At 66.9% G+C, this 22,399-nt stretch carries 21 protein-coding genes; 10 read left to right on the top strand and 11 right to left on the bottom strand.

What is annotated here, in order from left to right; all coding sequences use genetic code 11:
• The first annotated feature begins 5 nt into the window (after positions 1-5).
• From cofE to SNOV_RS21030, 9 genes are all read left to right on the top strand, one after another.
• Positions 6-788: a coenzyme F420-0:L-glutamate ligase gene (cofE, locus tag SNOV_RS21070; RefSeq protein ID WP_013169001.1), complete on the top strand. Its 783-nt coding sequence runs from the start codon at positions 6-8 to the stop codon at positions 786-788.
• The gene (gene cofD, locus SNOV_RS21065; RefSeq protein WP_013169000.1) at positions 785-1,759 is read left to right on the top strand and encodes a 2-phospho-L-lactate transferase; all 975 of its coding nucleotides are present in this window, start codon (positions 785-787) and stop codon (positions 1,757-1,759) included. The genes cofE and cofD overlap by 4 nt, the downstream gene beginning before the upstream one ends.
• Positions 1,756-2,454, top strand: a complete 699-nt coding sequence (cofC, locus tag SNOV_RS21060) for a 2-phospho-L-lactate guanylyltransferase (RefSeq protein ID WP_013168999.1) — start codon at positions 1,756-1,758, stop codon at positions 2,452-2,454. Before cofD ends, cofC begins: the two co-directional genes overlap by 4 nt.
• A 4-nt stretch (positions 2,455-2,458) precedes the next feature.
• Positions 2,459-4,903, top strand: a complete 2,445-nt coding sequence (gene cofH, locus SNOV_RS21055; RefSeq protein ID WP_013168998.1) for a 5-amino-6-(D-ribitylamino)uracil--L-tyrosine 4-hydroxyphenyl transferase CofH — start codon at positions 2,459-2,461, stop codon at positions 4,901-4,903.
• Positions 4,904-5,005: 102 nt separating this feature from the next.
• Positions 5,006-6,496 (top strand): pyridoxal-phosphate dependent enzyme, encoded by a 1,491-nt coding sequence (locus SNOV_RS21050; RefSeq protein WP_013168997.1) that lies wholly within the window; start codon positions 5,006-5,008, stop codon positions 6,494-6,496.
• A 39-nt stretch (positions 6,497-6,535) separates the two neighbouring features.
• Positions 6,536-7,498, top strand: a complete 963-nt coding sequence (locus SNOV_RS21045; RefSeq protein WP_013168996.1) for a CoA transferase subunit A — start codon at positions 6,536-6,538, stop codon at positions 7,496-7,498.
• A complete protein-coding gene (locus SNOV_RS21040; RefSeq protein WP_013168995.1) occupies positions 7,491-8,261 on the top strand; it encodes a CoA-transferase subunit beta in 771 nt (256 codons plus the stop codon). Before SNOV_RS21045 ends, SNOV_RS21040 begins: the two co-directional genes overlap by 8 nt.
• Positions 8,262-8,286: 25 nt before the next feature.
• Positions 8,287-9,270: an LLM class flavin-dependent oxidoreductase gene (locus tag SNOV_RS21035; protein ID WP_013168994.1), complete on the top strand. Its 984-nt coding sequence runs from the start codon at positions 8,287-8,289 to the stop codon at positions 9,268-9,270.
• Positions 9,271-9,333: 63 nt separating this feature from the next.
• The gene (locus SNOV_RS21030) at positions 9,334-10,608 is read left to right on the top strand and encodes an ArgE/DapE family deacylase (RefSeq protein WP_013168993.1); all 1,275 of its coding nucleotides are present in this window, start codon (positions 9,334-9,336) and stop codon (positions 10,606-10,608) included.
• Between the two features lie 181 nt (positions 10,609-10,789).
• Here the strand turns inward: SNOV_RS21030 and SNOV_RS21025 are convergent, their stop codons facing one another.
• From SNOV_RS21025 to SNOV_RS20980, 10 genes are all read right to left on the bottom strand, one after another.
• Positions 10,790-11,512 carry an ABC transporter ATP-binding protein gene (locus SNOV_RS21025; RefSeq protein WP_013168992.1) on the bottom strand — a complete coding sequence of 241 codons (723 nt, stop codon included), beginning with the start codon at positions 11,510-11,512 and terminating at the stop codon, positions 10,790-10,792.
• The gene (locus tag SNOV_RS21020; RefSeq protein ID WP_013168991.1) at positions 11,505-12,314 is read right to left on the bottom strand and encodes an ABC transporter ATP-binding protein; all 810 of its coding nucleotides are present in this window, start codon (positions 12,312-12,314) and stop codon (positions 11,505-11,507) included. The genes SNOV_RS21025 and SNOV_RS21020 overlap by 8 nt, the downstream gene beginning before the upstream one ends.
• Complete coding sequence (locus tag SNOV_RS21015) at positions 12,311-13,345, bottom strand: branched-chain amino acid ABC transporter permease (RefSeq protein WP_013168990.1); 1,035 nt, start codon at positions 13,343-13,345, stop codon at positions 12,311-12,313. The genes SNOV_RS21020 and SNOV_RS21015 overlap by 4 nt, the downstream gene beginning before the upstream one ends.
• Positions 13,342-14,214, bottom strand: a complete 873-nt coding sequence (locus SNOV_RS21010; protein WP_041783736.1) for a branched-chain amino acid ABC transporter permease — start codon at positions 14,212-14,214, stop codon at positions 13,342-13,344. Before SNOV_RS21010 ends, SNOV_RS21015 begins: the two co-directional genes overlap by 4 nt.
• Positions 14,215-14,306: 92 nt before the next feature.
• Positions 14,307-15,467 (bottom strand): ABC transporter substrate-binding protein, encoded by a 1,161-nt coding sequence (locus SNOV_RS21005; protein ID WP_013168988.1) that lies wholly within the window; start codon positions 15,465-15,467, stop codon positions 14,307-14,309.
• A gap of 239 nt (positions 15,468-15,706) precedes the next feature.
• Positions 15,707-16,918 (bottom strand): diaminopropionate ammonia-lyase, encoded by a 1,212-nt coding sequence (locus tag SNOV_RS21000; protein WP_013168987.1) that lies wholly within the window; start codon positions 16,916-16,918, stop codon positions 15,707-15,709.
• Between the two features lie 55 nt (positions 16,919-16,973).
• Positions 16,974-17,402, bottom strand: a complete 429-nt coding sequence (locus SNOV_RS20995) for a CBS domain-containing protein (RefSeq protein WP_013168986.1) — start codon at positions 17,400-17,402, stop codon at positions 16,974-16,976.
• A gap of 25 nt (positions 17,403-17,427) precedes the next feature.
• Positions 17,428-18,825: an NAD(P)(+) transhydrogenase (Re/Si-specific) subunit beta gene (locus SNOV_RS20990; protein WP_013168985.1), complete on the bottom strand. Its 1,398-nt coding sequence runs from the start codon at positions 18,823-18,825 to the stop codon at positions 17,428-17,430.
• Positions 18,826-18,835: 10 nt separating this feature from the next.
• Positions 18,836-19,306, bottom strand: a complete 471-nt coding sequence (locus SNOV_RS20985) for an NAD(P) transhydrogenase subunit alpha part 2 (RefSeq protein ID WP_013167484.1) — start codon at positions 19,304-19,306, stop codon at positions 18,836-18,838.
• 92 nt (positions 19,307-19,398) lie between these two features.
• On the bottom strand, positions 19,399-20,562 hold the full coding sequence (locus SNOV_RS20980) for a Re/Si-specific NAD(P)(+) transhydrogenase subunit alpha (protein WP_013168984.1): 1,164 nt from the start codon (positions 20,560-20,562) through the stop codon (positions 19,399-19,401).
• A gap of 533 nt (positions 20,563-21,095) precedes the next feature.
• On the opposite strand from SNOV_RS20980, the gene SNOV_RS20975 reads away from it, so the two are divergent.
• The gene (locus SNOV_RS20975) at positions 21,096-21,920 is read left to right on the top strand and encodes a GntR family transcriptional regulator (protein ID WP_144296028.1); all 825 of its coding nucleotides are present in this window, start codon (positions 21,096-21,098) and stop codon (positions 21,918-21,920) included.
• A gap of 114 nt (positions 21,921-22,034) precedes the next feature.
• On the opposite strand, the gene SNOV_RS20970 is transcribed toward SNOV_RS20975, so the two are convergent.
• On the bottom strand, positions 22,035-22,388 hold the full coding sequence (locus SNOV_RS20970; protein WP_041782479.1) for a helix-turn-helix domain-containing protein: 354 nt from the start codon (positions 22,386-22,388) through the stop codon (positions 22,035-22,037).
• Between the last annotated feature and the right edge of the window lie 11 nt (positions 22,389-22,399).

The following is a 22,399-nucleotide window of genomic DNA, read 5'->3' as shown; positions in this document are numbered from 1 at the left end:
CCGCCATGTCTTCCGCCGCCTCCATGCAACCCGTCTCCTGCTTCCCGATCCCGGGAATCCCGCTCGTCGAGCCGGGAGACGATCTGGCCGCGCTCATGGAGGCGGCGCTCAGGGACTGCGGGGTGGGACTGAGCGACGGGGATGTCCTCGTCCTCGCGCAGAAGATCGTCTCCAAGGCCGAGGGCCGCTATCTCGACCTCGCCGCCCTCGAGCCGTCGCAGCGCGCGCGGGAGATCGCGGCCCGGACCGGCAAGGATCCGCACCACGTCGAAGCGGTGCTGTCCCAGTCGGACGAGGTGGTCCGCGAAGGCCCGCGCGTCGTCGTCGTGGCGCACAGGCTGGGCTTCGTGATGGCCAATGCCGGCATCGACGAATCCAATATCGAGCATCCCGACGGCACCCGGCGTGTATTGCTGCTGCCGGAGAATCCCGACGCCTCGGCGGCCGCCCTCAAGCAGCGCCTCGACGCCGCCTTTGGCGTCGAGATCGGCGTCGTCATCAATGACAGCTTCGGCCGCCCGTGGCGTAATGGCGTGGTTGGCGTCGCGCTCGGCGCGGCCGGCGTCGCCTCGCTCGTCGACCGGGTGGGCGCCACCGATCTGTTCGGCCGGCGCATGCAGGTCACCGAGATCGCGGTCGCGGACGAGATCGCCGCCGCCGCCTCCCTCCTGATGGGGCAGGCGGACGAAGGGATTCCCGCCGTCCTCATCCGCGGCCTTCCACGGCACGGCCCGTCTCGCCCCGCCGCCGACCTCGTCCGCCCCCGCGAGAGGGACATGTTCCGATGAGCGGCACGCCATATTCCGGAACCTATGTCGCGCTTTCCGGTGGCGTTGGCGGCGCCAAGCTGGCGCTCGGCCTTTCGCGCCTCCTGGGTCCGGCGCTCTCGGTCGTGGTGAACACGGGCGACGATTTCGATCATCTCGGCCTGCGCATCTGCCCGGACATCGACAGCGTGCTCTACAAGCTCGCCGGGCTGAGCGACGAGCAGCGGGGATGGGGACGGGCCGGCGAGACCTGGAACTTCATGCAGGCGCTGGCCGGGCTCGGCGGGGAAAGCTGGTTCCAGCTCGGCGACAGGGACCTCGCGCTTCATGTCGAGCGCACCCGCCTCCTGCGCCAGGGCGAGACGCTCACAGAGGTGACGGCGCATATCGCCCGCCAGCTTGGCGTCGCCTCGCACATCCTGCCCATGAGCGACGATCCGGTCTCGACCGAGATCGATTCCTCCGAGGGGCGCCTGCCCTTCCAGCGCTACTTCGTCGAGCACCAGTGCCGGCCGGTCCTGCACGGCCTCCATTATGCCGGCGCGCGCGTCGCCCGCCTGAGCGACGCCGTCGCCCGTGCGCTGCAGGCGCCGGACCTGCGCGGCATCATCATCTGCCCGTCCAACCCCTATCTCAGCATCGACCCTATTCTGGCCATGCCGGCCTTCCTCAAGGCGCTTCAGGCGGCGGACGTGCCGGTCGTCGCCGTCTCGCCGATCATCGCCAACGCGGCGGTGAAGGGCCCCACGGCGAAGATCATGCGCGAACTCGGCGTCACGCCGAGCTCGCTCACCGTCGCCCAGCATTATCGCGGCCTGATCGACGGGCTCGTCATCGATTCCTCCGACCATGCCGAAAGCGACGCAATCTCCCTGCCCGTCCTGCAGACGCCGACCTTGATGAAGACGGCGGAAGACAGCGAGCGGGTCGCCCGTGCCGCGCTGGAACTCTGCGCGCGGCTCGCGGGCGAGGCGCGGAAGGTCGCGCCATGAGGGGAAGCGTCGAGGACAGCCGCCCCTGGGCCCTCGTACCGGTAAAGCGCCTCAGCCAGGCCAAGCAGCGGCTCGCGACGGCCCTTACTCCCGCCGAGCGCGCCGAGCTGGCGCGCGCGATGCTCCACGACGTCCTTGCCGTGCTCTCCCGCGCGACGACGCTCGCCGGCGTCCTCGTCGTCACCCCCGACGCGGAGGCCGCCGCGCTGGCACAGCGCTACGGGGCGATCGTCCGCGACGACCCGCTCGAACAGGGGACGAACACCGCCGTCCGGCAGGGACTGGAGTTCCTGCAGGAACAGGGGCGGCCGGGCGTTCTCGTCGTGCCCGGCGACGTGCCGTTCCTGACCTCGCTGGAAATCCGCGAGGTCGTCGACACGCTGCACCGGACGCCGCTAGTGCTGGTGCCGGCCACGCGCGACGGCGGCACCAATCTTCTGGCCGGCACGCTGCCGCTTTCGATCGCCCCGGCCTTCGGGACGGGAAGCTTCGCCCGCCATCTCGCCGCCGCCCGGGCTCGGGGCATCGCGCCCGCCCTCATGCACCTGAAGGGGCTCGGCCACGACGTCGACACGCCGGCCGATCTCGTCAGGCCGCCATCCCGCGCCGTCCGCACCTGCGCCGCGCTCGACCGGATATCCGCCCCGCGCCGGCGCCCTGCTCCGGCAGGAGCCTGCCTACCGAGGAGCCTTTGACGACATGACCCGCCATGCTGTTCTGGAGCGGCTCGCCGAGGGCTCGCGCCTCACCCCGGAAGAAGCCTATGCCATGGTCGAGATGGCCGATCTGTCCGGCCTCATGGACCTCGCCAGCCGGCGCCGCGATGCCTTTCACGGCCGCACGGTGTCCTATTCGCGCAAGGTCTTCATTCCGCTGACCCAGCTCTGCCGCGACGTCTGCCACTACTGCACCTTCGCCCACACGCCGAAGAAGAATGTGAAGGCGTTCCTCACGCGCGAAGAGGTCCTCGCCATCGCCCGCGCCGGCAAGCAGGCCGGCTGCAAGGAGGCCCTGTTCACCCTCGGTGACAAGCCGGAGCTGCGCTACCGCGTGGCGCGCGAGGAACTCGACCGGCTGGGGCACCCGACGACGCTCTCCTATCTCGCCGAGATGGCCGAGGCCGTGTTCGCCGAGACCGGCCTGCTCCCGCATGTGAATCCCGGCCTGCTCACGGCCGAGGACATCGCCATGCTGCGCAAGGTGTCGATCTCGCAGGGCATCATGCTGGAAAGCGTGTCCGAGCGGCTCTGCGCGAAGGGTGGTCCGCATTTCGGCTCCCCGGACAAGATCCCGGCCGCCCGGCTGGAGACCATGCGCCTCGCCGGCGAGCGGCGCGTGCCCTTCACCACCGGCATCCTCATCGGCATCGGCGAGACCCGCGCCGAGCGGGTCGCCTCGCTGCTCGCGCTGCGCGATCTCAACGACGCGCACGGCCATATCCAGGAAATCATCATCCAGAACTTCCGGCCCAAGCCGGGAACGCGGATGGCCGATGTCGAGGCGCCGTCGCTCGACGAGCATCTGTGGACCATCGCCGTCGCGCGCCTGCTGTTCGATCCCGGGATGAACATTCAGGCGCCGCCCAATCTCAGCCCGGGCGCGCTCAACCGGCTCGTCGCCGCCGGCATCAACGACTGGGGCGGCGTGTCGCCGGTGACGCCCGACCACGTCAATCCCGAGGCGCCGTGGCCGCATCTGCGGGTGCTGGACGCCGCCACACGCGCCGCCGGCAAGGTGCTGACCGAACGCCTCGCCATCTATCCGGAATACGCATCGCGTGCGAAGCGCTGGGTCGATGAGCGCCTTCGCCCCGCGCTGCTCGACCGGATCGACGCGGAGGGATGGCCGCGCACCGACGAATGGTCGCCCGGCGACCTCGGCCGCCCGCCGGAGAGCGAGACGCGGCGTCTCGCGCCTTCCTTCGTGGCGGAGCCCGGCGCGGCGGTACGGGCCGTGCTGGACCGGCTGGCCCATGGCGAGCCGGCACGCGAAGAAGACATCGTGACCCTATTCCGGGCGCGCGGCTATGACGTCACGGCGATCTGCCGCGCAGCGGACGATCTGCGCCGGCGGGTGAATGGCGACGTGGTCAGCTACGTCGTCACCCGCAACATCAACTATACGAACATCTGCTACTTCAAGTGCCAGTTCTGCGCCTTCTCGAAGGGAAAGCTCAGCGAGAACCTGCGCGGGCGGCCCTACGATCTTTCCATGGAGGAGGTCACCGGGCGCGTGCGCGAGGCCTGGGAGCGCGGCGCCTCCGAAGTCTGCATGCAGGGCGGCATCCACCCTTCCTATACCGGGCAGAAATATCTGGAGCTCTGCGCCGCCGTGAAGACGGCGGTTCCGGGCATGCACATGCACGCCTTCTCACCGCTCGAGATCCACCAGGGCGCACATACGCTCGGCATCGACGTCGCCGAGTTCCTCGGCCGCCTCAAGCAGGCTGGCCTTGGCACCCTGCCCGGCACGGCGGCGGAAATCCTCGACGACGAGGTGCGCGCGGAGCTCTGTGCCGACAAGATCAACACCGAGCAATGGCTCGACGTGATGCGCACCGCGCACGGGCTCGGCTTCCGGTCCACGGCGACGATCATGTTCGGCCATATCGACCGCTACGAGCACTGGGCCCGCCACCTGATGCGCATCCGCGACCTGCAGATCGAGACCGGCGGCTTCACCGAGTTCGTGCCCCTGCCTTTCGTGCATATGGAAGCGCCCATCTACCTCAAGGGTCGGGCCCGTCGCGGCCCCACCTTCCGGGAGACGCTGCTGATGCACGCCGTCTCGCGGCTGGTGCTCCACCCGCACATCACCAACATCCAGGTCTCCTGGGTGAAGCTGGGTCCGGAAGGCATAAGGCATTGCCTGTCGGCCGGGGTGAACGACCTCGGCGGGACGCTGATGGACGAGACCATCTCCCGCTCCGCCGGCGCCAGCCACGGCCAGGAGATGACGCCGCAGATGATGGAGGCGACGATCCGCTCGGCCGGACGCGTCCCGCGCCAGCGCGACACGCTCTATCGGGATGCCCCCGCGCCGCTGCACGCGCGGGCCTTCGCCAGCGCCGCGGCGCGCGCCGCCGCCGGTTGCGGGCCGCAGCCCGCCGGACTGTCGCTCAAGGAAAGCCATTCCGCCTGCTGAAACCGCGCGACGGGCTTTGACAGCCCTTCCTGCCCACGATAGATGTCTATCATACTAACATTAGTATGATAGACATCTAGTCAGATCCCAGGTTGCGAGAGAATGACCGAGCCGGCGACACAGCCCTCCATGATCGACGCCGAAACGCGCCGTCGCGCCATCGGTCAGGCACAGGCCCGCGGCATCCGGCTGCCGACCTTCCGTGAGCTGAGCGCGCCGGATGCCATTCCCGCCGCCATCTCCGAACGGCTCGCCGCCATCGACCCCGACGCCGCCGATCCGATGAACCTGTGGCGGATCCACTGGTACAACGGCGCCGACCGGCGCAGCCGGGCGGAGATTCCCGGTCATCTCGTGTTGCCGAAGGAACTCACCGGCACCGACGCGACCATCGTGGTGATGCTGGGCAACCGCTTCCCGATGATCGGCGCCCACAAGGTGCTGCCGGCCTATGCCGGTCTCGTCGCGGAGCTCGTGACCGGCCGCTTCGATCCCGGCCATCACCGGGCGGTCTGGCCCTCCACCGGCAATTACTGCCGGGGCGGCATCGCGGTCTCGCGCATCCTCGGCTGCTCCGGCATCGCCGTGCTGCCCGAAGGCATGAGCCGCGAGCGCTTCGAATGGCTGGAGCGCTGGGTAACCTCCCCCGAGGACATCGTCCGCACGCCGGGCACCGAGAGCAACGTCAAGGAAATCTACGACGCCTGCCACGAGCTGGCGCGGCACGACGAGAACGTGATCCTCAACCAGTTCTCCGCCTTCACCAATTACGTCGCGCACCGGGCCGTGACGGGACCGGCGTGCGAGCACGTCTTCCGCCATCTGCGGACGCGCAACCCGCACCTCGCCCTGTCCGCCTTCGTCTCCGCCACCGGTTCGGCCGGCACCATCGCGGCGGGCGACCATCTCAAGGCCGGGCACGGCACCCGCATCGCCGCCGTCGAGGCGCTGGAATGCCCGACCCTGCTGGAGAACGGCTATGGCGAGCACAACATCCAGGGCATCGGCGACAAGCATGTGCCGCTCATCCACAACGTGATGAACACGGATTTCGCCATCGCCGTTTCCGACCGCGCGAGCGACCATCTGAACCTGATGATCGCCAGCGAAGCGGGGCGCGGCTATCTCGCGCGCCGCCGCCGGGTCGATCCGGAACTGATCGCGCAGCTCGACGAGATCGGCATTTCCGGCCTCGCCAACATCGTCGCGGCGATCAAGCTCGCCAAATACATGCGCTACGGCGCCGACGACGTGGTGATGACGATCGCCACCGACAGCGCCGCCATGTACCGCACCGAGCGCGAGGCGTTCGCGGCGCGTCATTATCCCGACGGCTTCGACGAAATCGACGCCGGCACGGTCTTCGGCGAGTTCATCGCCGGCGCCGCGCCGGACGCGGTGCTCGAACTGGGCTTCCCCGACCGGCGGCGCATCTTCAACCTCGGCTACTACACCTGGGTCGAGCAGCAGGGCATTCCGCTCGACCGGTTCGAGGCCCGAAAGCACCAGACATTCTGGGACGAACTCTTCGATCAGCGCGCGGACTGGGACCGCCTGATCGACGAATTCAACGCGCTCGCGGACGGCAACTGAGCCGGCGCGCAAAAACACGTCCGGAGGAGAGATCTGCACATGACGACCGGCGTCGAGCCTTACGTCCAACTACGCGAGAAACTGTCGAAGCGTGACCGCAGCCTTCGCGAGAAGGTCATGTCGCTGGAAGAGGCGACGAAATTCGTACGCGACGGCGACACGGTCGGCATCGGCGGCTCCACCATGTCGCGCACGCCGATGGCGCTGATCTGGCAGCTCATCCGCGACCGCCGCAAGGAGCTGTCCTGCTCGCGCTGCATCATCTCGACGGACGGTGATCTGCTCTTCGGCTCGGGTGTCAGCAACCACATCGAAACCAGCTGGTTCGCGCAGGGCATTCTGTGGGGCCTGTCCAAGGTGATGCGCCACAACGTCGAGAGCGGCGGGGCCCGCTACGATGAGTGGAGCCACATGGCGATGGGCATGCGCTACCGCGCCGGTGGCATGGGCGTGCCGTTCCTGCCGATCCGCTCGATGCTCGGCTCGGACGTCGAGCGCATAAGGCCCGAGGCCAAGGAGATCGACTGCCCCTTCACCGGCGAGAGGCTCCTTCTGGTGCCCGCCCTCAATCCCGAGGTGGCGCTGATCCACGTGCAGCGCTGCGACGCCTACGGCAACGCGCAGATCGATGGCCTGCAGTTCATGGACATCGACCTCGCCCTCGCCGCCAACCGCGTCATCCTCACCACCGAGCGCATCGTCTCCAACGACCAGATCCGCCGGGCGCCGGACCAGACGAAGATCCCGTTCTTCTGCGTCGATGCGGTGGTGGAAGTGCCCTATGGCAGCGCTCCGCACGAATGCTTCGGCGTCTACGAGCCGATGCTCGCGCACATGGACGCCTATGTCCGCCAGGTCAACAAGGACCCGGTCGGCGCGATGCAGGATTATCTGGAGAAATACTTCTACGAGCCGGCGTCGTGGAACAAATACCTCGAGCTCATCGGCATGGAGGAAGTTCTCGAAGCCAGCCGGCGCGGCAGGAGCATCTACAATGACTGACACTCGAAACTACACCGCGTCGGAAATACTCGCGGTCCTCAGCTCCCGCCAGCTCACGGACGGCCAGGTCGTCTTCGCCGGCGTCGGCATCCCGCTGCTGGCGGCGACCCTCGCCCAGCGCCTCGACTGCCCCGGCCTCACCATCCTCTTCGAGGGCGGCGTCGTCGGTGCCTTCGTGGAGCCGGGTAAGCTCCCGCCCTCGACCAACGACCAGCGCTGCACCAAGCGCGCCAACATGGTGCTGGGCAGCGCCGATGTCCTGCTGCTGCTCCAGCGCGGCTATGTCGATGTCGGCTTCATGGGCGGCGCGCAGATCGACCAGTTCGGCAACCTGAACTCGTCCTTCATCGGCGATCCCGCGCATCCGAAGACGCGCCTTCCCGGCACGGGCGGCGGCAACGACATCTCCAGCCTCACCAACATGATCGTCGCGATGAAGCACGAGAAGCGCCGCTTCGTGGAGCAGGTCGACTTCATCACCAGCCCCGGCTTCATCCGCGGCGGCCGTTCGCGCGCCGAGAGCGGCCTGCCGATGGGTGGCATGTTCCGCGTCATCACCGAGCTCGCGGTCTTCGGCTTCGACGACACCGACCGCCGCATCAAGGTGCTCGCCCTCAATCCCGGCGTCAGCCGTGAGGAGGTGCAGGACAACACCGGCTTCGACCTGACCTTCGACGACCAGCTCGGCACCACAGAGCCGCCGACGGAGAAAGAGCTCGCCACGCTGCGCGTGCTCGATCCCGAACGCCTCTTCATCGGATGAGCCAAATATTCCTGGGAGGAATTCAATGACTATGCTGTCCAAGACGTTCGGCATCGCGGCGCGGAACTTCGTCGCCTACCCCAGCATGCCCGATGCCCGCGCTCTGGTTGACTATGGCGTTCGCGTCGAGGAACTCGGCTATGATTCCGTTTGGGTCTGGGATCACATGCTGCTGGGCGTCGACCCGAACTTCCCGATCATCGACTCGCTCACCACGCTGACCGGCATCGCCGCCCGCACCACCAAGATCCGCATGGGCACCGGCATTCTGGTGCTGCCGCTCCGCAACCCGGTCGCCCTTGCCAAGCAGCTTTCGTCGATGGACCAGCTGTCGAACGGCCGCCTCGTCATGGGCATGGCCGCGGGCTGGTACAAGCGCGAATTCGACGCCATGAGCCTGCCCTTCGGCAAGCGCGGCAAGATCATGGACCAGAATCTCGAGATCATGCGCCGCCTCTGGACCGAGGAACTCGTCACCGGCGACTACAAGATCGAGGACGAGGCCACCGGCGTGCAGTTGAACTACAAGCTGTCGAAGGCGGTGATGTATCCCAAGCCCGCGCAGCCGCATCTTCCCATCCTGATCGGCGGTTATGCCGATGCGGCGCTCAAGCGCGCCGGCGCCACCGGCGATGGCTGGCTGACCTATTTCTACCGCGCCGAAGACTTCAAGAAGTCCTGGGACAAGGTGCTCGGCTTCGCCAAGGAGGCCGGCAAGGATCCGAGCCAGGTCATGAACGCCTCGCAGCTGCCGATCATGGTCGGCCCGTCCAAGGACGCGGTCCGCGAGGACATGATGGACTGGCTCAACAAGGAATGGGATTTCCCCGAGCACAGCGACTGCACCCGCGAGAGCGCCATCATGGGCTCGGTCGACGAGTGCGTCGCCCAGCTGAAGGAGCATCTCGACGCCGGCGTCCAGAAGATCATCTTCGTTCCCTACAAGTATCAGATGGACCAGATCGAAACGATCGCCCGCGAAATCATTCCGCGCCTCAAGGCCAGCTGAGGTCCGCAGCGCCGCGGGGCGGCACCGCCGCCCTGCTCTCCCTTCAGGTCACGGAGACAATTCATGAGCACCGTCTCGCGGCAGGACATCCTGTCGGTCATCGACGCCAATCGCGACCAGGCGGTCGCTTTCCTGCAGAAGATGGTCTCCATCCCCAGCGTCACCGGGGACGAGGCCGCCATCCAGGACTATCTGTCCAAGTACATGGCCGGCATCGGCCTCGACGTCGACATGTGGGAGACCGACTGGGAGGAGCTGAAGAAGCACCCCGGCTACCGGCCGGTCGACCGCGGCTATGAGAACCGTCCGAACATCGTCGCCACCTGGAAGGGCCAGGGCGGCGGCCGGTCGCTGCTCCTCAACGGCCACACCGACGTCATCCCGGTCGGCAACGGAGAGGGGTGGAGTGACAATCCGTGGTCGGCCGCGATCAAGGACGGGCGCGTCTACGGGCGCGGCTCCTGCGACATGAAGAGCGGCGTCGCCAGCCACATCCTCGCCGTGCAGTTCCTGCAGGCCGCCGGCGTCAAGCTGAAGGGCGACGTCTACATCAACGTCGTCATCGACGAGGAAGTCAGCGGCCACGGCACGCTCGACACGGTGATCCGCGGCTACAAGGCGGATGCCGGCATTTCCGGCGAAACCAGCGACCTCGCCGTCCAGCCGGCCTGCATCGGCCGCATCTGGTTCGAGATCGAGATCCAGGGCAAGCCGGCCGGCGTGCAGCAGCGCTATCTGGGCGTGAGCGGCATCGAGCTCGGCTACAAGATCACGCAGGCGGTCAACGCGCTGGAGGCGCACCGCGTCGCCACCGTGTCCCACCCGCTTTACCCCAGCGCGATAGATTCCCTTCCCTGCCTGATCGGCAGTTTCCAAGCCGGCAATTATCCGAGCGCCTTCCCGGCGACCTGCCTGCTCAAGGGCAGCATCGGAACGGTGCCGGGCGAGGACCATGAGGGCGTCAAGCAGAGCCTGGTCGATCAGATCGCGAAGGCCGCCGCCGAGGATCCGTGGATGAAGGACCACCCGCCGGTGGTTCGGTTCGTCGGCTACGATGCGCAGGCGTCCGAAATCCCGCGCGACCACGCCATCGTGACCACGGTGAGCGACGTCTACAAGGAGATCACCGGCAAGGCCCCGGTCATCAGCGGCCGTCAGGGCGCGGCGGACACCCGCTTCCTGAACCTCTACGCCGATACGCCGACCGTCATCTTCGGTCCCGGCTCGACGGCCGTGATGCACGCCAATGACGAGTATGTCTCGATCGACGACTACGTCACCGCGATCAAGGTCATGGCGCTCAGCATCCTCGACTGGTGCGAGGCCGCCGAGGGCTGATCCCGCATCTTCCCATCCCTCGACTCGACGCCCCGGCATTCCCCTGCCGGGGCTTTTTTTATGCCGGGCTCACAAGACATCGCGGCGCGCAAAAAAAACAGGGTCGTCGCCGGGTCTGCGGCGACGGCCCTGTCGGATGAGAAGAGGAGGCTGGCGCGGCGCTATGCCGGCCGGCAGGGAGCTAGAGGCTATGCGCCATGCCCCCGCCCAGATAGGCCTCACGCACATGCGGATTGCTGATCATCTGCTCGCCCGGGCCTTCCAGCGCCATGGAGCCGGTCTCGAGGAGATAGGCGTAGTCGCACATCTCCAGCGCGGAATAGGCGTTCTGTTCCACCATCAGCACGGTGGTGCCGCTGTCGCGGATGCCGCAGATGATCTCGAAGGTGCGCTCGACGATGTTCGGGGCGAGGCCCAGCGAGGGCTCGTCGAAGAGGATCAGCGAGGGACGCGACATCATCGCCCGGCCGATGGCGAGCATCTGCTGCTCGCCGCCGGAGAGCGTGCCGGCCACTTGCCGGCGCCGCTCCGCCAGACGGGGAAACTGCTCGAAGGTGCGCTCGAGATCCGTCTCCACCGCCGCCCGGTCCCGGCGCAGATAGCTGCCCATCGCCAGGTTCTCCGCCACCGTCATGTGCGGAAAGACGCGCCGCCCCTCCGGGCAGTGGGCGATGCCCAGCGAGAGGATGCGGGCCGGCGAGGCACGCGTGATGTCCACGCCCTTGAACAGGATCTGCCCGCTGACCGGCGGCACGAGGCCGGAGATCGAGCGCAGCGTGGTGCTCTTGCCGGCGCCGTTGGCGCCGATCAGCGCCACCAGCTTGTTCTGCGGGACGGTCAGGCTGATGCCCTTGAGCGCCGTGACCTTGCCATAGCGGCAGACGATGTTGCGTATCTCAAGCACTCTTAGCTCCCTGGCCAAGATAGGCGCGGATCACCTCGGGGTCGTTCTGCACGACCGACGGCGGGCCTTCCGCGATCAGGCGACCATTGTTGAGAACGACGACGCGATCGGAGATGCCCATCACCATCGGCATGTCGTGCTCGACGAGAAGAATGGTCGTGCCGCGCTCGCGGATCTTCGCGAGAAGCCGCACGAAATTGCCGGTCTCGGTCGGGTTCATGCCCGACACCGGCTCGTCGAGCAGCAGTGCGCTCGGGTTCGTCGCCAGCGCCAGCGCGACACCGAGCAGGCGCTGCTCGCCATAGGGCAGGCTGCCGCCGAGTTCCGACGCACGGTGCTCGATGCCGACGAGGCGCAGGATTTCCCACGCCTGCTCGCGCAGCTCCGCCTCGGCCCGCGTGCTGCTCGGCAGCGCGAGAATGGTGGCCACAAGGCCGATGTGGACGCGCCGGTGCAGGCCCATCAGCACATTCTCGAAGACCGTGCAGCTGTCGAAGACGCTGGTGCGCTGGAAGGTGCGCACCAGCCCGAGCTTGGTCACCTCATGCGGCTTCAGGCCGGTCAGCGGCGTGCCGCGATACACCACCTTGCCCTTGGTCGGGCGCAGGAAGCCGGTGATGACGTTGAAGGCCGTCGTCTTGCCGGCGCCGTTGGGCCCGATCAGGCTGACGAGCTCGCCTTCGCCGACGGTGAAGTGCAGGTCGGAGATCGCGACCAGTCCGCCGAAATGGACCGCCACATGCTCGATGGAGAGCGCGACCGGCCGCTCGAGCGCAGCGGTCGCCGCAACAGGCGCGTTCATGCCCGCTCTCCTTTCCCGGCGACGGACGGCTCGCGGAGCGGCTCCGCCTTCGCCCGGTTGAACCATTGCTCGATGGCCGGGACAATGCCCTGCGGCAGCACGAACACCACCACGATCATCAGCAGGCCGTAGAGGATCCACTGGATCTCCGGGCCGACATAGGAACGCAGCACCACCGGGGCGAGGCCGAAGATCAGCCCACCGACCAGCGGGCCGGCCAGCGTGCCCTTTCCGCCGGTGATGACCATGATGACCATCGTCACCGTGTTGAGGAACATGAAGATCATCGGGTCGATGATCTGGATGTAATGGGCGTAGAGCGCCCCGGCGCAGCCGGCCATGCCGGCCGAGACGATCGCGGCGATCACGAGGTAGCGCGTCACGTCGATGCCGACCGACGTCGCCAGCGATTCATTGCCCTTCAGCGCGATCATCGCCCGGCCGAAGCGGGAGTTCACCAGCCGCTTGATGAGGATGTAGGCGAGGACGATGAAGGCGAGGACGACATAGTAGTTCTCGGTCTTCTCCCACAGCGTCATGTAGCCCAGTCCGGGAAAGCCGATCGTCAGCGGGGGAATGCCGGGAAGCGCGAGCGGGCCCTGCGTCAGCTCCACCCAGTTCAGCGAGACGAGCCGCGTCACCTCCGCGAAGCTGATGGTGACGATGACGAAATAGGCCCCGCGCACCCGGAAGGAGAGCTTGCCGATCACGAAGCCGCAGAGGGCGGCGACGAGCGTCCCGAACAGCAGCCCCAGCACCGGCGGCCACGGCTCGTGGACCACCCGGAACAGGCCGAACAGCTCGACGTCGAAGCCGAGCGCCGTCAGCGCGCTGGTATAGGCGCCGATGCCGAAGAACGCGACATGGCCGAGGCTGAGCTGCCCGGTATAGCCGAGCAGCAGGTTCAGGCTCATCGCGGCGAGGATGAAGATGCCGGTCGTGATGAGCGTGTGGAGGAGATATTGGTCCGTCAGCCACCAGGGAACGGAGGCGAAGAACAGCAGAACGATGATGGGGGTCAGACGGGTCATCCAATCCGCTCCACGCGCGCGAAGATGCCGGTCGGCCGGAACAGCAGCACGACGATGATGATCAGGAAGCCCATGGCGTCGCGGTAGCCGGAGGAGATGTATCCGGCACCGATCTCCTCGACGAAGGCGAGGATGAAGCCGCCGATGGTCGCACCGGTGATGTTTCCGAGACCGCCGAGGATGACGATGGCGAACGCCTTGAGCGAGGCCAGGTCGCCCATGGTCGGCGTCACCACGAAGACCGGGCCCAGCAGCGCGCCGGCGGCGGCCGCGAGGCCCGAGCCGAGGGCGAAGGTCATGGTGTAGATGGCGCGGATGTTGACGCCCATCAGCGCGGCCGTGTCCGTGTCCTGGAAGGTCGCGCGCATGGCGTTGCCGAGCCGGGTCCGGTTGATCAGGAAATAGGTGGCGATGATCAGCAGGATGGCGACGCCGAAGACGAAGATGCGCAGCCACGACAGGGAAATCGGTCCGATGACCAGCGGCTCGGTCGGAAAGGGCGAGGGAATGGACTTGGCGATACTGCCCCAGGCCAGGTGCTCGGTATTCTGAAGCACGATCCAGGCACCGATCATCAGCAGCATGGTGGTGTCGATGTCGGCCCCGCGCTTGGGGCGCAGCAGCACCAGCTCGATCAGCGCGCCCAGAACCATGCCGCCGGCGATGGCGAACAGGATCGAGACATAGAAATTCATGCCGAGCACGACAGCCACGAAGTAGAGGCCATAGGCGCCGAACGCATAGAGTTCGCCATGCGTGAAGTTGACGACGCGCATGATGCCGAAAATGAGCGTCAGGCCGATGCCGAGCAGCGCATAGGTGCCGCCCATGATCAGTGTATTGGCCAAGTGTTGGAGTAACTGGTCCACGTTCATGCCTCATCCGCGCCGCCTCGAGTGGGAGGCTGCTTCCTGCCAGGCCGAGAAAGACGGGCGGGCCCTGTCGGACCCGCCCCGTGCAATTACTGAAGAACTTCGACCTTGCCGTTGACGACCTTGCCGATATAGGTCGCCGGCACGCTCTGGCCGCTCTCACGCCCCTCGGGACCCGCCTTCTGGAAGGCGATGGGACCGTTCAGGCCTTCGGCCTTGATATCCCAGAGCGCCTTGCGGATGGCGTCCGGCTCGGCGACGCCGGCCTTCTCGATGGCGGCGGCGATGACGTTGATGCCGTCATAGCCGCGATAGCTCTCCGTCAGGCCGGCGGCATCGAAGCCCTTCTTGGACCAGGCGGCGATGAACGCTTCGGACTTCGCCGGATAGGCCGACTTCTCCGGCTGCCAGGGCGCGAAGAACACCATGTGCATCGTGCCTTCGGTCGCCTTGCCGGCCTGCGCGATGAGCTGGTCGGGATTCTGCGAGCCGCCGGTGGTGATGATCTGGCGCTTCAGGCCGAGCGCCTCGACCTGCTTCAGCACCAGGGTCAGCTGCTCGACCGCCGCGGTGATGAAGAGCGTGTCCGCGTCGGACGCCTTGATCTTCGAGAGCTGCGCGCTCATGTCCTGCGCCGACTGGTCCATGATCTCGACCAGCCCGACCTCGACGCCGTGCTTCTTCAGCATCGCGGAGAAGTCCGTCGCCGAGCCCCGGCCCCAGTCATTGTTGATGACCAGGAAGTCGGCCTTCTTGATGTTGAACTTGTCGAGGACCTTCGCGAGGTTCTCCGCCTCCAGCGACGACGGCGCCGAGATGCGGAAGACGTAAGGGTTGCCCTGCAGCGTGATCTTGCTCGACGAGGAGGTCTCGACCAGCATCGGCACCTTGTACTGCATCAGCTTCGGCATCACCGCGAGGGTGAGGCTCGAGCCCCAGGCGCCCATCATCACCGGCACCTTGTCGCGGACGATCAGCTTCTCGGCGACGGCCGCCGCTTCGGTCGGGTTGCTCTTGTTGTCCTCGATCACGAGGCGGACCTTCTTGCCCAGCACGCCGCCGCGGGCGTTGATCTCATCGGCCGCGATGCGCGCGCCGTCGGCGACGAAGGTTCCCGAAGCCGCGAAGGCTCCGGTCAGCGGCATGTTCACGCCGATCGCGATGTCGTCCGCAGCCGCCGCTCCCGCGCCGAGCGCGAGGGCAAGGGCGCCCGCGACACCGATCTTCTTCACAAGACCTCTACTCATCATGAGTTCCTCTGTGGAAGTTGATTATTGTGTATTTTTTATTTGATCACTGCTGCGGTGACATCGACGCTTGGACGCTTGTTTCCCCGGACAAGCCCGTCGACGTGACCACTATCCCGCCATATGACCAGGATCATATCATCCTATTGTTAGAATGATATGATGTAAAGTTCGGGACATGCCTGTTTTCCGTGCCGATTCCGCGCGGAATTGCCTCAAGAGGAGGCGCCGCCACCGGGAATTCAGACCGGCGCCGCCGCGCGTCGCGAGGCCACCACGCGATCGGGATCGAGCTGGGTGAGGCGTGTGTAGAGGTCGCGGTCGGTGGCGCCTTCGGTATTGAAGAGCAGCACCCGCGACTCCGCATCGAGGCCCAACTGCTCGCGCGCCTTCGGGTCGGCAAGCACTGCGACGAGCGCTGCGAGGCCCGCGCCGCCGCTCTCCCCCGACACGATCGCCGGATCGCTGCCGATCGGCCGGCCAAGCCGGTTCATCACCTCCGGGGCGCTCGCCTCGTCGACGGTCATGAAGGCGTGGGCGACGCGCGACAGGATCCGCCAGGCAACGAGCGAGGGCTCGTAGCATTCGAGCATCGCCATCACCGTGGGCTCCTCGGCGTCGATCTTGACCGGCCGGCCGGCTTCGTGGCTCGCCAGCAGGCAGGCCGCCCGCTCCGGCTCCACGATGATGAAGCGCGGCGCCTTCTCGCAATAGGCGAGGGAGAGATAGCCCGCCATCGCGGCGGCGAGCCCACCGACCCCGGCCTGCAGGAAGCAGTGGGTGGGCGGTTGCGGCAGTTGGTCCACCACCTCCGCGCCCATAGCCGTATAGCCTTCCATCACCAGCGTCGGGATGCGCTCATAGCCCGGCCACGAGGTGTCGGAGACGAGCGTCCATCCATTGTCGGCGCACGCCTTCTCCGAAGCCGCGACGGAATCGTCGTAATTGCCGTCGACGCGCACGATCTCCGCGCCGAAGCGGGCGATCGCGGCCTCCCGCTCGGCGCTGACGCCGGCGTGCAGGAAGATGACGGCCCGGCATTTGACCAGCGATGCCCCCCAGGCGACGGAGCGGCCGTGATTGCCATCCGTGGCACTGGCGACGACCAGCTTCGAGGTCGCCGCGCGCACCGCCGGGTCGTCCAGCTCGGAAAGCGTGACCGGACGGCCGAGCGCGGCTTCCGCCGCCTCCAGCGCCAGCCGGATCACCGCATAGGCCCCGCCGAGTGCCTTGAAGCTGCCGAGACCGAGCCGGGCGCTCTCATCCTTCACGTCGATGCCGGCGACCCCGAGGTTGCGGGCGAGCGCGGGCAGGCTGAAGAGCGGCGTCGGCACATAATCGGCGCAGCGCTTGAAGACGGTACGCGACCGCTCCGCAGCGGCGGCATCGAGCGCCTCCCGATCCGCCGGCTCCAGCTTCTGGCCCCGATCGGCGAGCACATTGACGACCAGCATTCGTTACCTCCCAGTATAGGCAGAATCGTTTTGCTTATGATTAGTGTCGTGAGCGTCAGGACGCGATGTAGGCCTTCAGCTCCCGGCTTTCGCGCTCGGCGGCCTGAACCCGCGAGTTCACGACATCGCCGATCGACACGATGCCGAGCATCCTTCCATCTTCCATGATCAGCATGTGGCGCATCTGGCGCTCGGTCATCCGGCGCGCGATCTCGCTCACCATGTCCCGCGGCCCGCACACGGCGATCAGCCGCGACATGACCGAGGCGACATCGCCCTGCAGCGCCTGCGGGCCGCGCTCGGCGTAGCGGTAGACGATGTCGCGCTCGGTCAGCAGCCCCACGACCTCGCCGCAATCATCGACCACCGGGAGCGCCCCGATCCGGCGCCGCGCCAGAGTAAGGGCGGCCTCGATAAGAGGAACATGCGGTCCCGTCGTGATGATCTCGGATGATTTGGAGGCAAGAAGAGTTTCGGCATTCATGGCTTCCTCCAGCTATTGGGGGGCTTCAGATATTCTTGACGATATCCTCGACCATTTTCTTTGCGTCGGCGAAGAGCATCATGGTGTTATCGCGGAAGAACAGCTCGTTCTCGACGCCGGCATAGCCGGCGGCCATGCCGCGCTTGATGAACAGCACGGTCTTGGCCTTCTCGACGTCGAGGATCGGCATGCCGAAGATCGGCGACTGCGGGTCGGTCTTGGCCGCCGGGTTGGTCACGTCGTTGGCGCCGATGACGAAGGCGACGTCCGCCTGCGCGAACTCGCTATTGATGTCCTCGAGCTCGAACACCTCGTCATAGGGCACGTTGGCCTCGGCCAGCAGCACGTTCATGTGGCCGGGCATGCGGCCGGCGACGGGATGGATGGCGTACTTCACCTCGACGCCCTCCTCCTTCAGCTTGTCGGCCATCTCTCTGAGGGCATGCTGGGCCTGCGCCACCGCCATGCCGTAGCCGGGCACGATGATCACCTTCGACGCGTTCTTCATGATGAAGGCGGCGTCCTCGGCCGAGCCCTGCTTCACCGGACGGGTCTCCACCGCCCCGCCGGCCGCGGCAGAGGTGTCGCCGCCGAAGCCGCCGAGGATGACGGAGATGAAGCTCCGGTTCATGCCCTTGCACATGATGTAGGACAGGATCGCGCCCGACGAGCCGACCAGCGCGCCGGTGATGATCAGCGCGGTGTTGCCCAGCGTGAAGCCGATGCCCGCCGCCGCCCAGCCGGAGTAGGAGTTCAGCATCGAGACGACCACCGGCATGTCGGCGCCGCCGATCGGGATGATGATGAGGCCGCCCAGCACGAGGCTGACGATCACGATCGCCCAGAACACGGTATGGCTCTCGGTGGCGACGAGAACGCCGATCAGCACGACGAGCAGCAGAGCGAGGCCGGCATTGATGACGTGCCGGCCCGGCAGCATGATCGGCTTGCCGCTCATATTGCCGTTCAGCTTGGCGAAGGCGATGACGGAACCTGTAAAGGTGATGGCGCCGATGGCGACGCCGAGGCTCATCTCGATCAGCGCCTGGCCGTGGATGGCGCCGACCTCGCCGATGCCGAAGGCTTCCGGCGCATAGAGCGCGGCCGCCGCCACCATCACTGCGGCAAGGCCGACCAGCGAGTGGAAGGCCGCTACCAGCTGCGGCATCTGCGTCATGGCGATCTTGCGGGCGATGACCGCGCCGGCGCCGCCGCCGATGGCGAGGCCGCCGATCACCAGCCCCCAGCCCAGCGCGCCCGAGGGCGGGCTCGCGGCGAGCGTGGTCAGGATGGCGATGGCCATGCCGACCATGCCGAACAGATTGCCCCGGCGCGAGGTGACGGGGCTGGAGAGCCCGCGCAGCGCCAGGATGAACAGGACGCCCGAGACGAGGTAGAGCAGTGCGACGAGATTGGCGTTCATGGGCCCCGTCTCACTTCTTCTTCGAGTACATGGCCAGCATCCGGCTGGTCACCAGGAAGCCGCCGAAGATGTTCACGCTGGCGAGGATCAGGCCGATGAAGCCGAAGCCCTTGGCCCATTCCGTGCCTTCCGCGCTCATCGCGTCGACGCCGACCGCCAGCAGCGCGCCGACCACGATCACCGAGGAGATGGCGTTGGTGACGCTCATCAGCGGCGTGTGCAGCGCCGGCGTCACCGACCACACCACGTAATAGCCGACGAACACCGCAAGCACGAAGATGGCGAGGCGGAACACGAAGGGGTCGATCGCCCCGCCTGAGACCGCATGCGCCACCTGCCCGGCGACTTCCGCATAATGCTGCGCGGCGGCGTCGGCATAGGCCTGCGCCGCCTCGGCGGCCTGGCGCGCCACTTCGGCCGCCACCCGCGCCCCCTCAACCGCGTTCTGGGCGACCGGATCGCCCGCTGCCGGATTGGCCATTTCCCTAAATCCCCTGGAAGTCTGTTGTCCGAGCCCTGCCGCGCCCTCCCCGGCGCGACCGGCCCGCCCTGTCGATCATGACGAAGCAGCGCTCACGCCGCCGAGGCGGCGTCGCCGGCCCCTTGCGGCTTGAAGCCGGGATGCACCACCGCCCCGTCGCGGGTCAGCAGCGTCGCCTTCACCAGCTCGTCCTCCCACTTCACGGCAAGGCTCTTCGTCCCCTTGTCGATCAGCGTCTCCACGAAGGCGTAGAGGTTCTTGGCGTAGAGCTGCGAGGCCGTCGCTGCGAGGCGTCCCGGCACGTTGAGGTGCCCGACGATCTTCACCCCGTTGGCGGTGGTGACCACCTCGCCCGGCACGGCGCCCTCGACATTGCCGCCGCGCTCGACCGCGAGGTCGATGACCACCGAGCCCGGCTTCATCGACGCCACCATCTCGCCCGAGACGAGCTTGGGCGCCGGACGGCCGGGGATCAGCGCCGTGGTGATGACGACATCCTGCTTGGCGATGTGCGAGGCGACCAAGGCCGCCTGCTTGGCCTGGTACTCCGCCGACATCTGCTTGGCGTAGCCGCCCGCCGTCTCCGCCTGCTTGAACTCCTCGTCCTCCACGGCGATGAACTTGCCGCCGAGGGACTCCACCTGCTCCTTCGCCGCCGGCCGCACGTCGGTCGCCGAGACCACCGCGCCGAGGCGCCGCGCCGTCGCCACCGCCTGCAGCCCCGCCACGCCGGCGCCCATGACGAAGACCCGCGCCGCCGGCACCGTGCCCGCCGCCGTCATCATCATCGGGAAGGCCCGGCCGAACTCGCCGGCCGCATCCACCACCGCCCGATAGCCCGCAAGGTTCGCCTGGCTGGACAAGACGTCCATCACCTGCGCCCGCGTGATGCGCGGCATCAGCTCCATCGCGAAGGCCGACACGCCCGCCTTGGCCAGCGCCTCCAGATCCTTCTCATGCCCGTACGGGTCCATGATCGCGATCGCCAGCGCCCCGCGGTTCGCCCCCTTCAGGGCCGAAGCCTCCGGACGACGAACGGAAAGCACCACATCCGCGCCAGCCACCGCCGCCGCGTTGTCCGCAACGACCTGCGCACCCGCCGCTTCGTAATCCCCGTCGCCAACACCCGACGCGAGGCCGGCCCCGGAAGCCACGACGACCTCCGCACCCAACCCGACATAACGCTTAACCGTGTCGGGCGACGCGGCGACCCGTGGCTCCAAACCAGAGCTCTCTCTCAAAATACTGATGCGCATGGCGGAACCTTCAACGACACCTGGACGAACAAAGCAGCACTCCCCGACACGTCGCACCGCACTGCCGCAGCAAGCCGGCGGGAACTCGAGGCTCAATCATCCATCATGCTATTATCCTATCTTTAGTAAGACAATAATTTTTCGAGAGACCGACGTCTTTCCCCCGAACCGCATGGCGGGCCAATATCTTCCTGCCGGCAACGTCGCTTGTGGGAGCGGCGCCGCGTCGCCCGCAACCGGCCGGAAGCGCAGGCCCAAAGACGTTCGCCGGCCGAAGCCGCTACGGAAGTGGAAAATCGGTGGAGGTGATGCTGTCCGTCAGCAATTGCGCGACCGCGCGGAATCGACCGGGAGTCCATCCCCGTCGCAAAGCCTTGCCGCCCGGCGCTTTGCCCGGCGCAACCGCCGCACAATATGTCAGGTTAACATTCTATCTTCAGTATGATAGTTAGAAAGAAAGGAACGAGTTCCGCCATTTCCCCGGGCGCGGCGGCGAATGCACCGGCTACGCCCCAGAATACATGAAATCCAACATGAATGCTCCCTTGAACCTGCAACGTACCTACGACCGCAGCCGGGTGCCGCTTTACCTTCAGGTGGCCGAGGTCATGCGGCAACGCATCGAGGCGCGCCAGTGGCTGCCGGGCGCGAAGATTCCGACCCTCGAACAGCTCGAGGTCGAGTTCCAGGTCGCACGCGTCACCGTGCGCCAGGCCGTCGACATCCTGCGCAAAGAGGGGCTGCTCTACTGCCGTCAGGGACGGGGAACCTTCATCCTCGATAACAAGACCGACAAGCGCTGGCTGAAGCTCGCCACGGACTGGCACTCGCTCGCCGAATCGCTGAAGGGCAACGTGCCCCGGCTCATCGCCGCGCCGACGCCGACCTCCCAGCCGATCCTCGCCGCCGGAGACGGCAAGCTTGCGGATAGCTACGTCTTCCTGCGGAGCGTGCAGTTCAAGGACGACGAGCCCTACGGCATCGTGAACCTCCGGCTCGCGAGCCATATCTACGATCTCGATCGCGCGGCGTTCGAGACCCGGCCGGCCCTGCCTATCCTCGCCGAACTCGATCAGGTCGAGGTGAAGTCAGCTCGCCAGTCGATCACCATCGGGGGCGCCGACCCGGAGGTCGCCGACCTGCTCAAGATCGCCCTGGGTACGCCTACGGCGATGTGCCGCTGCATCATCGTCGATTCGCACGGTATCGCGATCTATGTGGCCGATATCATCTATCGCAGCGACTATATCCGCATCGACATAGACCTTCTGGCGAACGGTTCGTCCAAAACACAAACGGCAAAGTCTTCCGAACGGAAGTCTCGGAAGACCAGCGGAACCGCCAAGCAGAAGGCTTGATAGGCTGACCCCGCCGCTGATCCTCGCTTCGGGAAGTCGTCTCTCGCTCCGTTTGACGCGAGCCTGTTGGCACGGGCCATAGCGCCGTCTGCTCTCACCGTCTTGGGGCGCCTGTCAGCGGCGATCGCCGTCGCCACCTTGCTGGGCGCGCCATTGCGAGGGCGTCACGCCGGACCAGCGCCGGAAAGCATGATCGAAGGAGCTGTTGGCGGTATAGGACAGGGCTTCGGCGACACGCCCGATCGGCAGGCGCGTCAGCGCGAGCAGCTCGCGCGCGGCCGTGAAGCGCACCTCGTCCTTGATCGCCTCGAAGCTGGTGCCCGCCCGCGCGAGCTGGCAGGCGGGCGGGCGCGGCTCGAGGTTCAGCTGGGACGCGACGGCACCGCGGTCGGCCTCGTCGAGCATCAACCGGGGGCGGATGGCGTGGCGGACCTGCGCGGCGGTGTCCTCAAGATCGCCGCGCATCATGTTGCAGCCGA

The sequence above is a fragment of the Ancylobacter novellus DSM 506 genome, from assembly GCF_000092925.1.
Taxonomy (GTDB): Bacteria; Pseudomonadota; Alphaproteobacteria; order Rhizobiales; family Xanthobacteraceae; genus Ancylobacter; species Ancylobacter novellus.
This window is presented reverse-complemented; position numbering and strand designations above follow the sequence as displayed.

Excerpts from the sequence above, each read along its gene's own strand:
- SNOV_RS21035 (WP_013168994.1), top strand. The coding sequence starts at position 8,287 with ATGACTATGCTGTCCAAGACGTTCGGCATCGCGGCGCGGAACTTCGTC.
- SNOV_RS20990 (WP_013168985.1), bottom strand. The coding sequence starts at position 18,825 with ATGAACGCCAATCTCGTCGCACTGCTCTACCTCGTCTCGGGCGTCCTG.
- cofD (WP_013169000.1), top strand. The coding sequence starts at position 785 with ATGAGCGGCACGCCATATTCCGGAACCTATGTCGCGCTTTCCGGTGGC.
- SNOV_RS20975 (WP_144296028.1), top strand. The coding sequence starts at position 21,096 with ATGAATGCTCCCTTGAACCTGCAACGTACCTACGACCGCAGCCGGGTG.
- cofC (WP_013168999.1), top strand. The coding sequence starts at position 1,756 with ATGAGGGGAAGCGTCGAGGACAGCCGCCCCTGGGCCCTCGTACCGGTA.
- SNOV_RS20985 (WP_013167484.1), bottom strand. The coding sequence starts at position 19,306 with ATGGCCAATCCGGCAGCGGGCGATCCGGTCGCCCAGAACGCGGTTGAG.
- SNOV_RS21005 (WP_013168988.1), bottom strand. The coding sequence starts at position 15,467 with ATGATGAGTAGAGGTCTTGTGAAGAAGATCGGTGTCGCGGGCGCCCTT.
- SNOV_RS21000 (WP_013168987.1), bottom strand. The coding sequence starts at position 16,918 with ATGCTGGTCGTCAATGTGCTCGCCGATCGGGGCCAGAAGCTGGAGCCG.
- SNOV_RS20970 (WP_041782479.1), bottom strand. The coding sequence starts at position 22,388 with ATGATGCGCGGCGATCTTGAGGACACCGCCGCGCAGGTCCGCCACGCC.
- cofH (WP_013168998.1), top strand. The coding sequence starts at position 2,459 with ATGACCCGCCATGCTGTTCTGGAGCGGCTCGCCGAGGGCTCGCGCCTC.
- SNOV_RS21030 (WP_013168993.1), top strand. The coding sequence starts at position 9,334 with ATGAGCACCGTCTCGCGGCAGGACATCCTGTCGGTCATCGACGCCAAT.
- SNOV_RS20995 (WP_013168986.1), bottom strand. The coding sequence starts at position 17,402 with ATGAATGCCGAAACTCTTCTTGCCTCCAAATCATCCGAGATCATCACG.
- SNOV_RS21015 (WP_013168990.1), bottom strand. The coding sequence starts at position 13,345 with ATGACCCGTCTGACCCCCATCATCGTTCTGCTGTTCTTCGCCTCCGTT.
- SNOV_RS21045 (WP_013168996.1), top strand. The coding sequence starts at position 6,536 with ATGACGACCGGCGTCGAGCCTTACGTCCAACTACGCGAGAAACTGTCG.
- SNOV_RS20980 (WP_013168984.1), bottom strand. The coding sequence starts at position 20,562 with ATGCGCATCAGTATTTTGAGAGAGAGCTCTGGTTTGGAGCCACGGGTC.
- SNOV_RS21050 (WP_013168997.1), top strand. The coding sequence starts at position 5,006 with ATGACCGAGCCGGCGACACAGCCCTCCATGATCGACGCCGAAACGCGC.
- SNOV_RS21020 (WP_013168991.1), bottom strand. The coding sequence starts at position 12,314 with ATGAACGCGCCTGTTGCGGCGACCGCTGCGCTCGAGCGGCCGGTCGCG.
- cofE (WP_013169001.1), top strand. The coding sequence starts at position 6 with ATGTCTTCCGCCGCCTCCATGCAACCCGTCTCCTGCTTCCCGATCCCG.
- SNOV_RS21040 (WP_013168995.1), top strand. The coding sequence starts at position 7,491 with ATGACTGACACTCGAAACTACACCGCGTCGGAAATACTCGCGGTCCTC.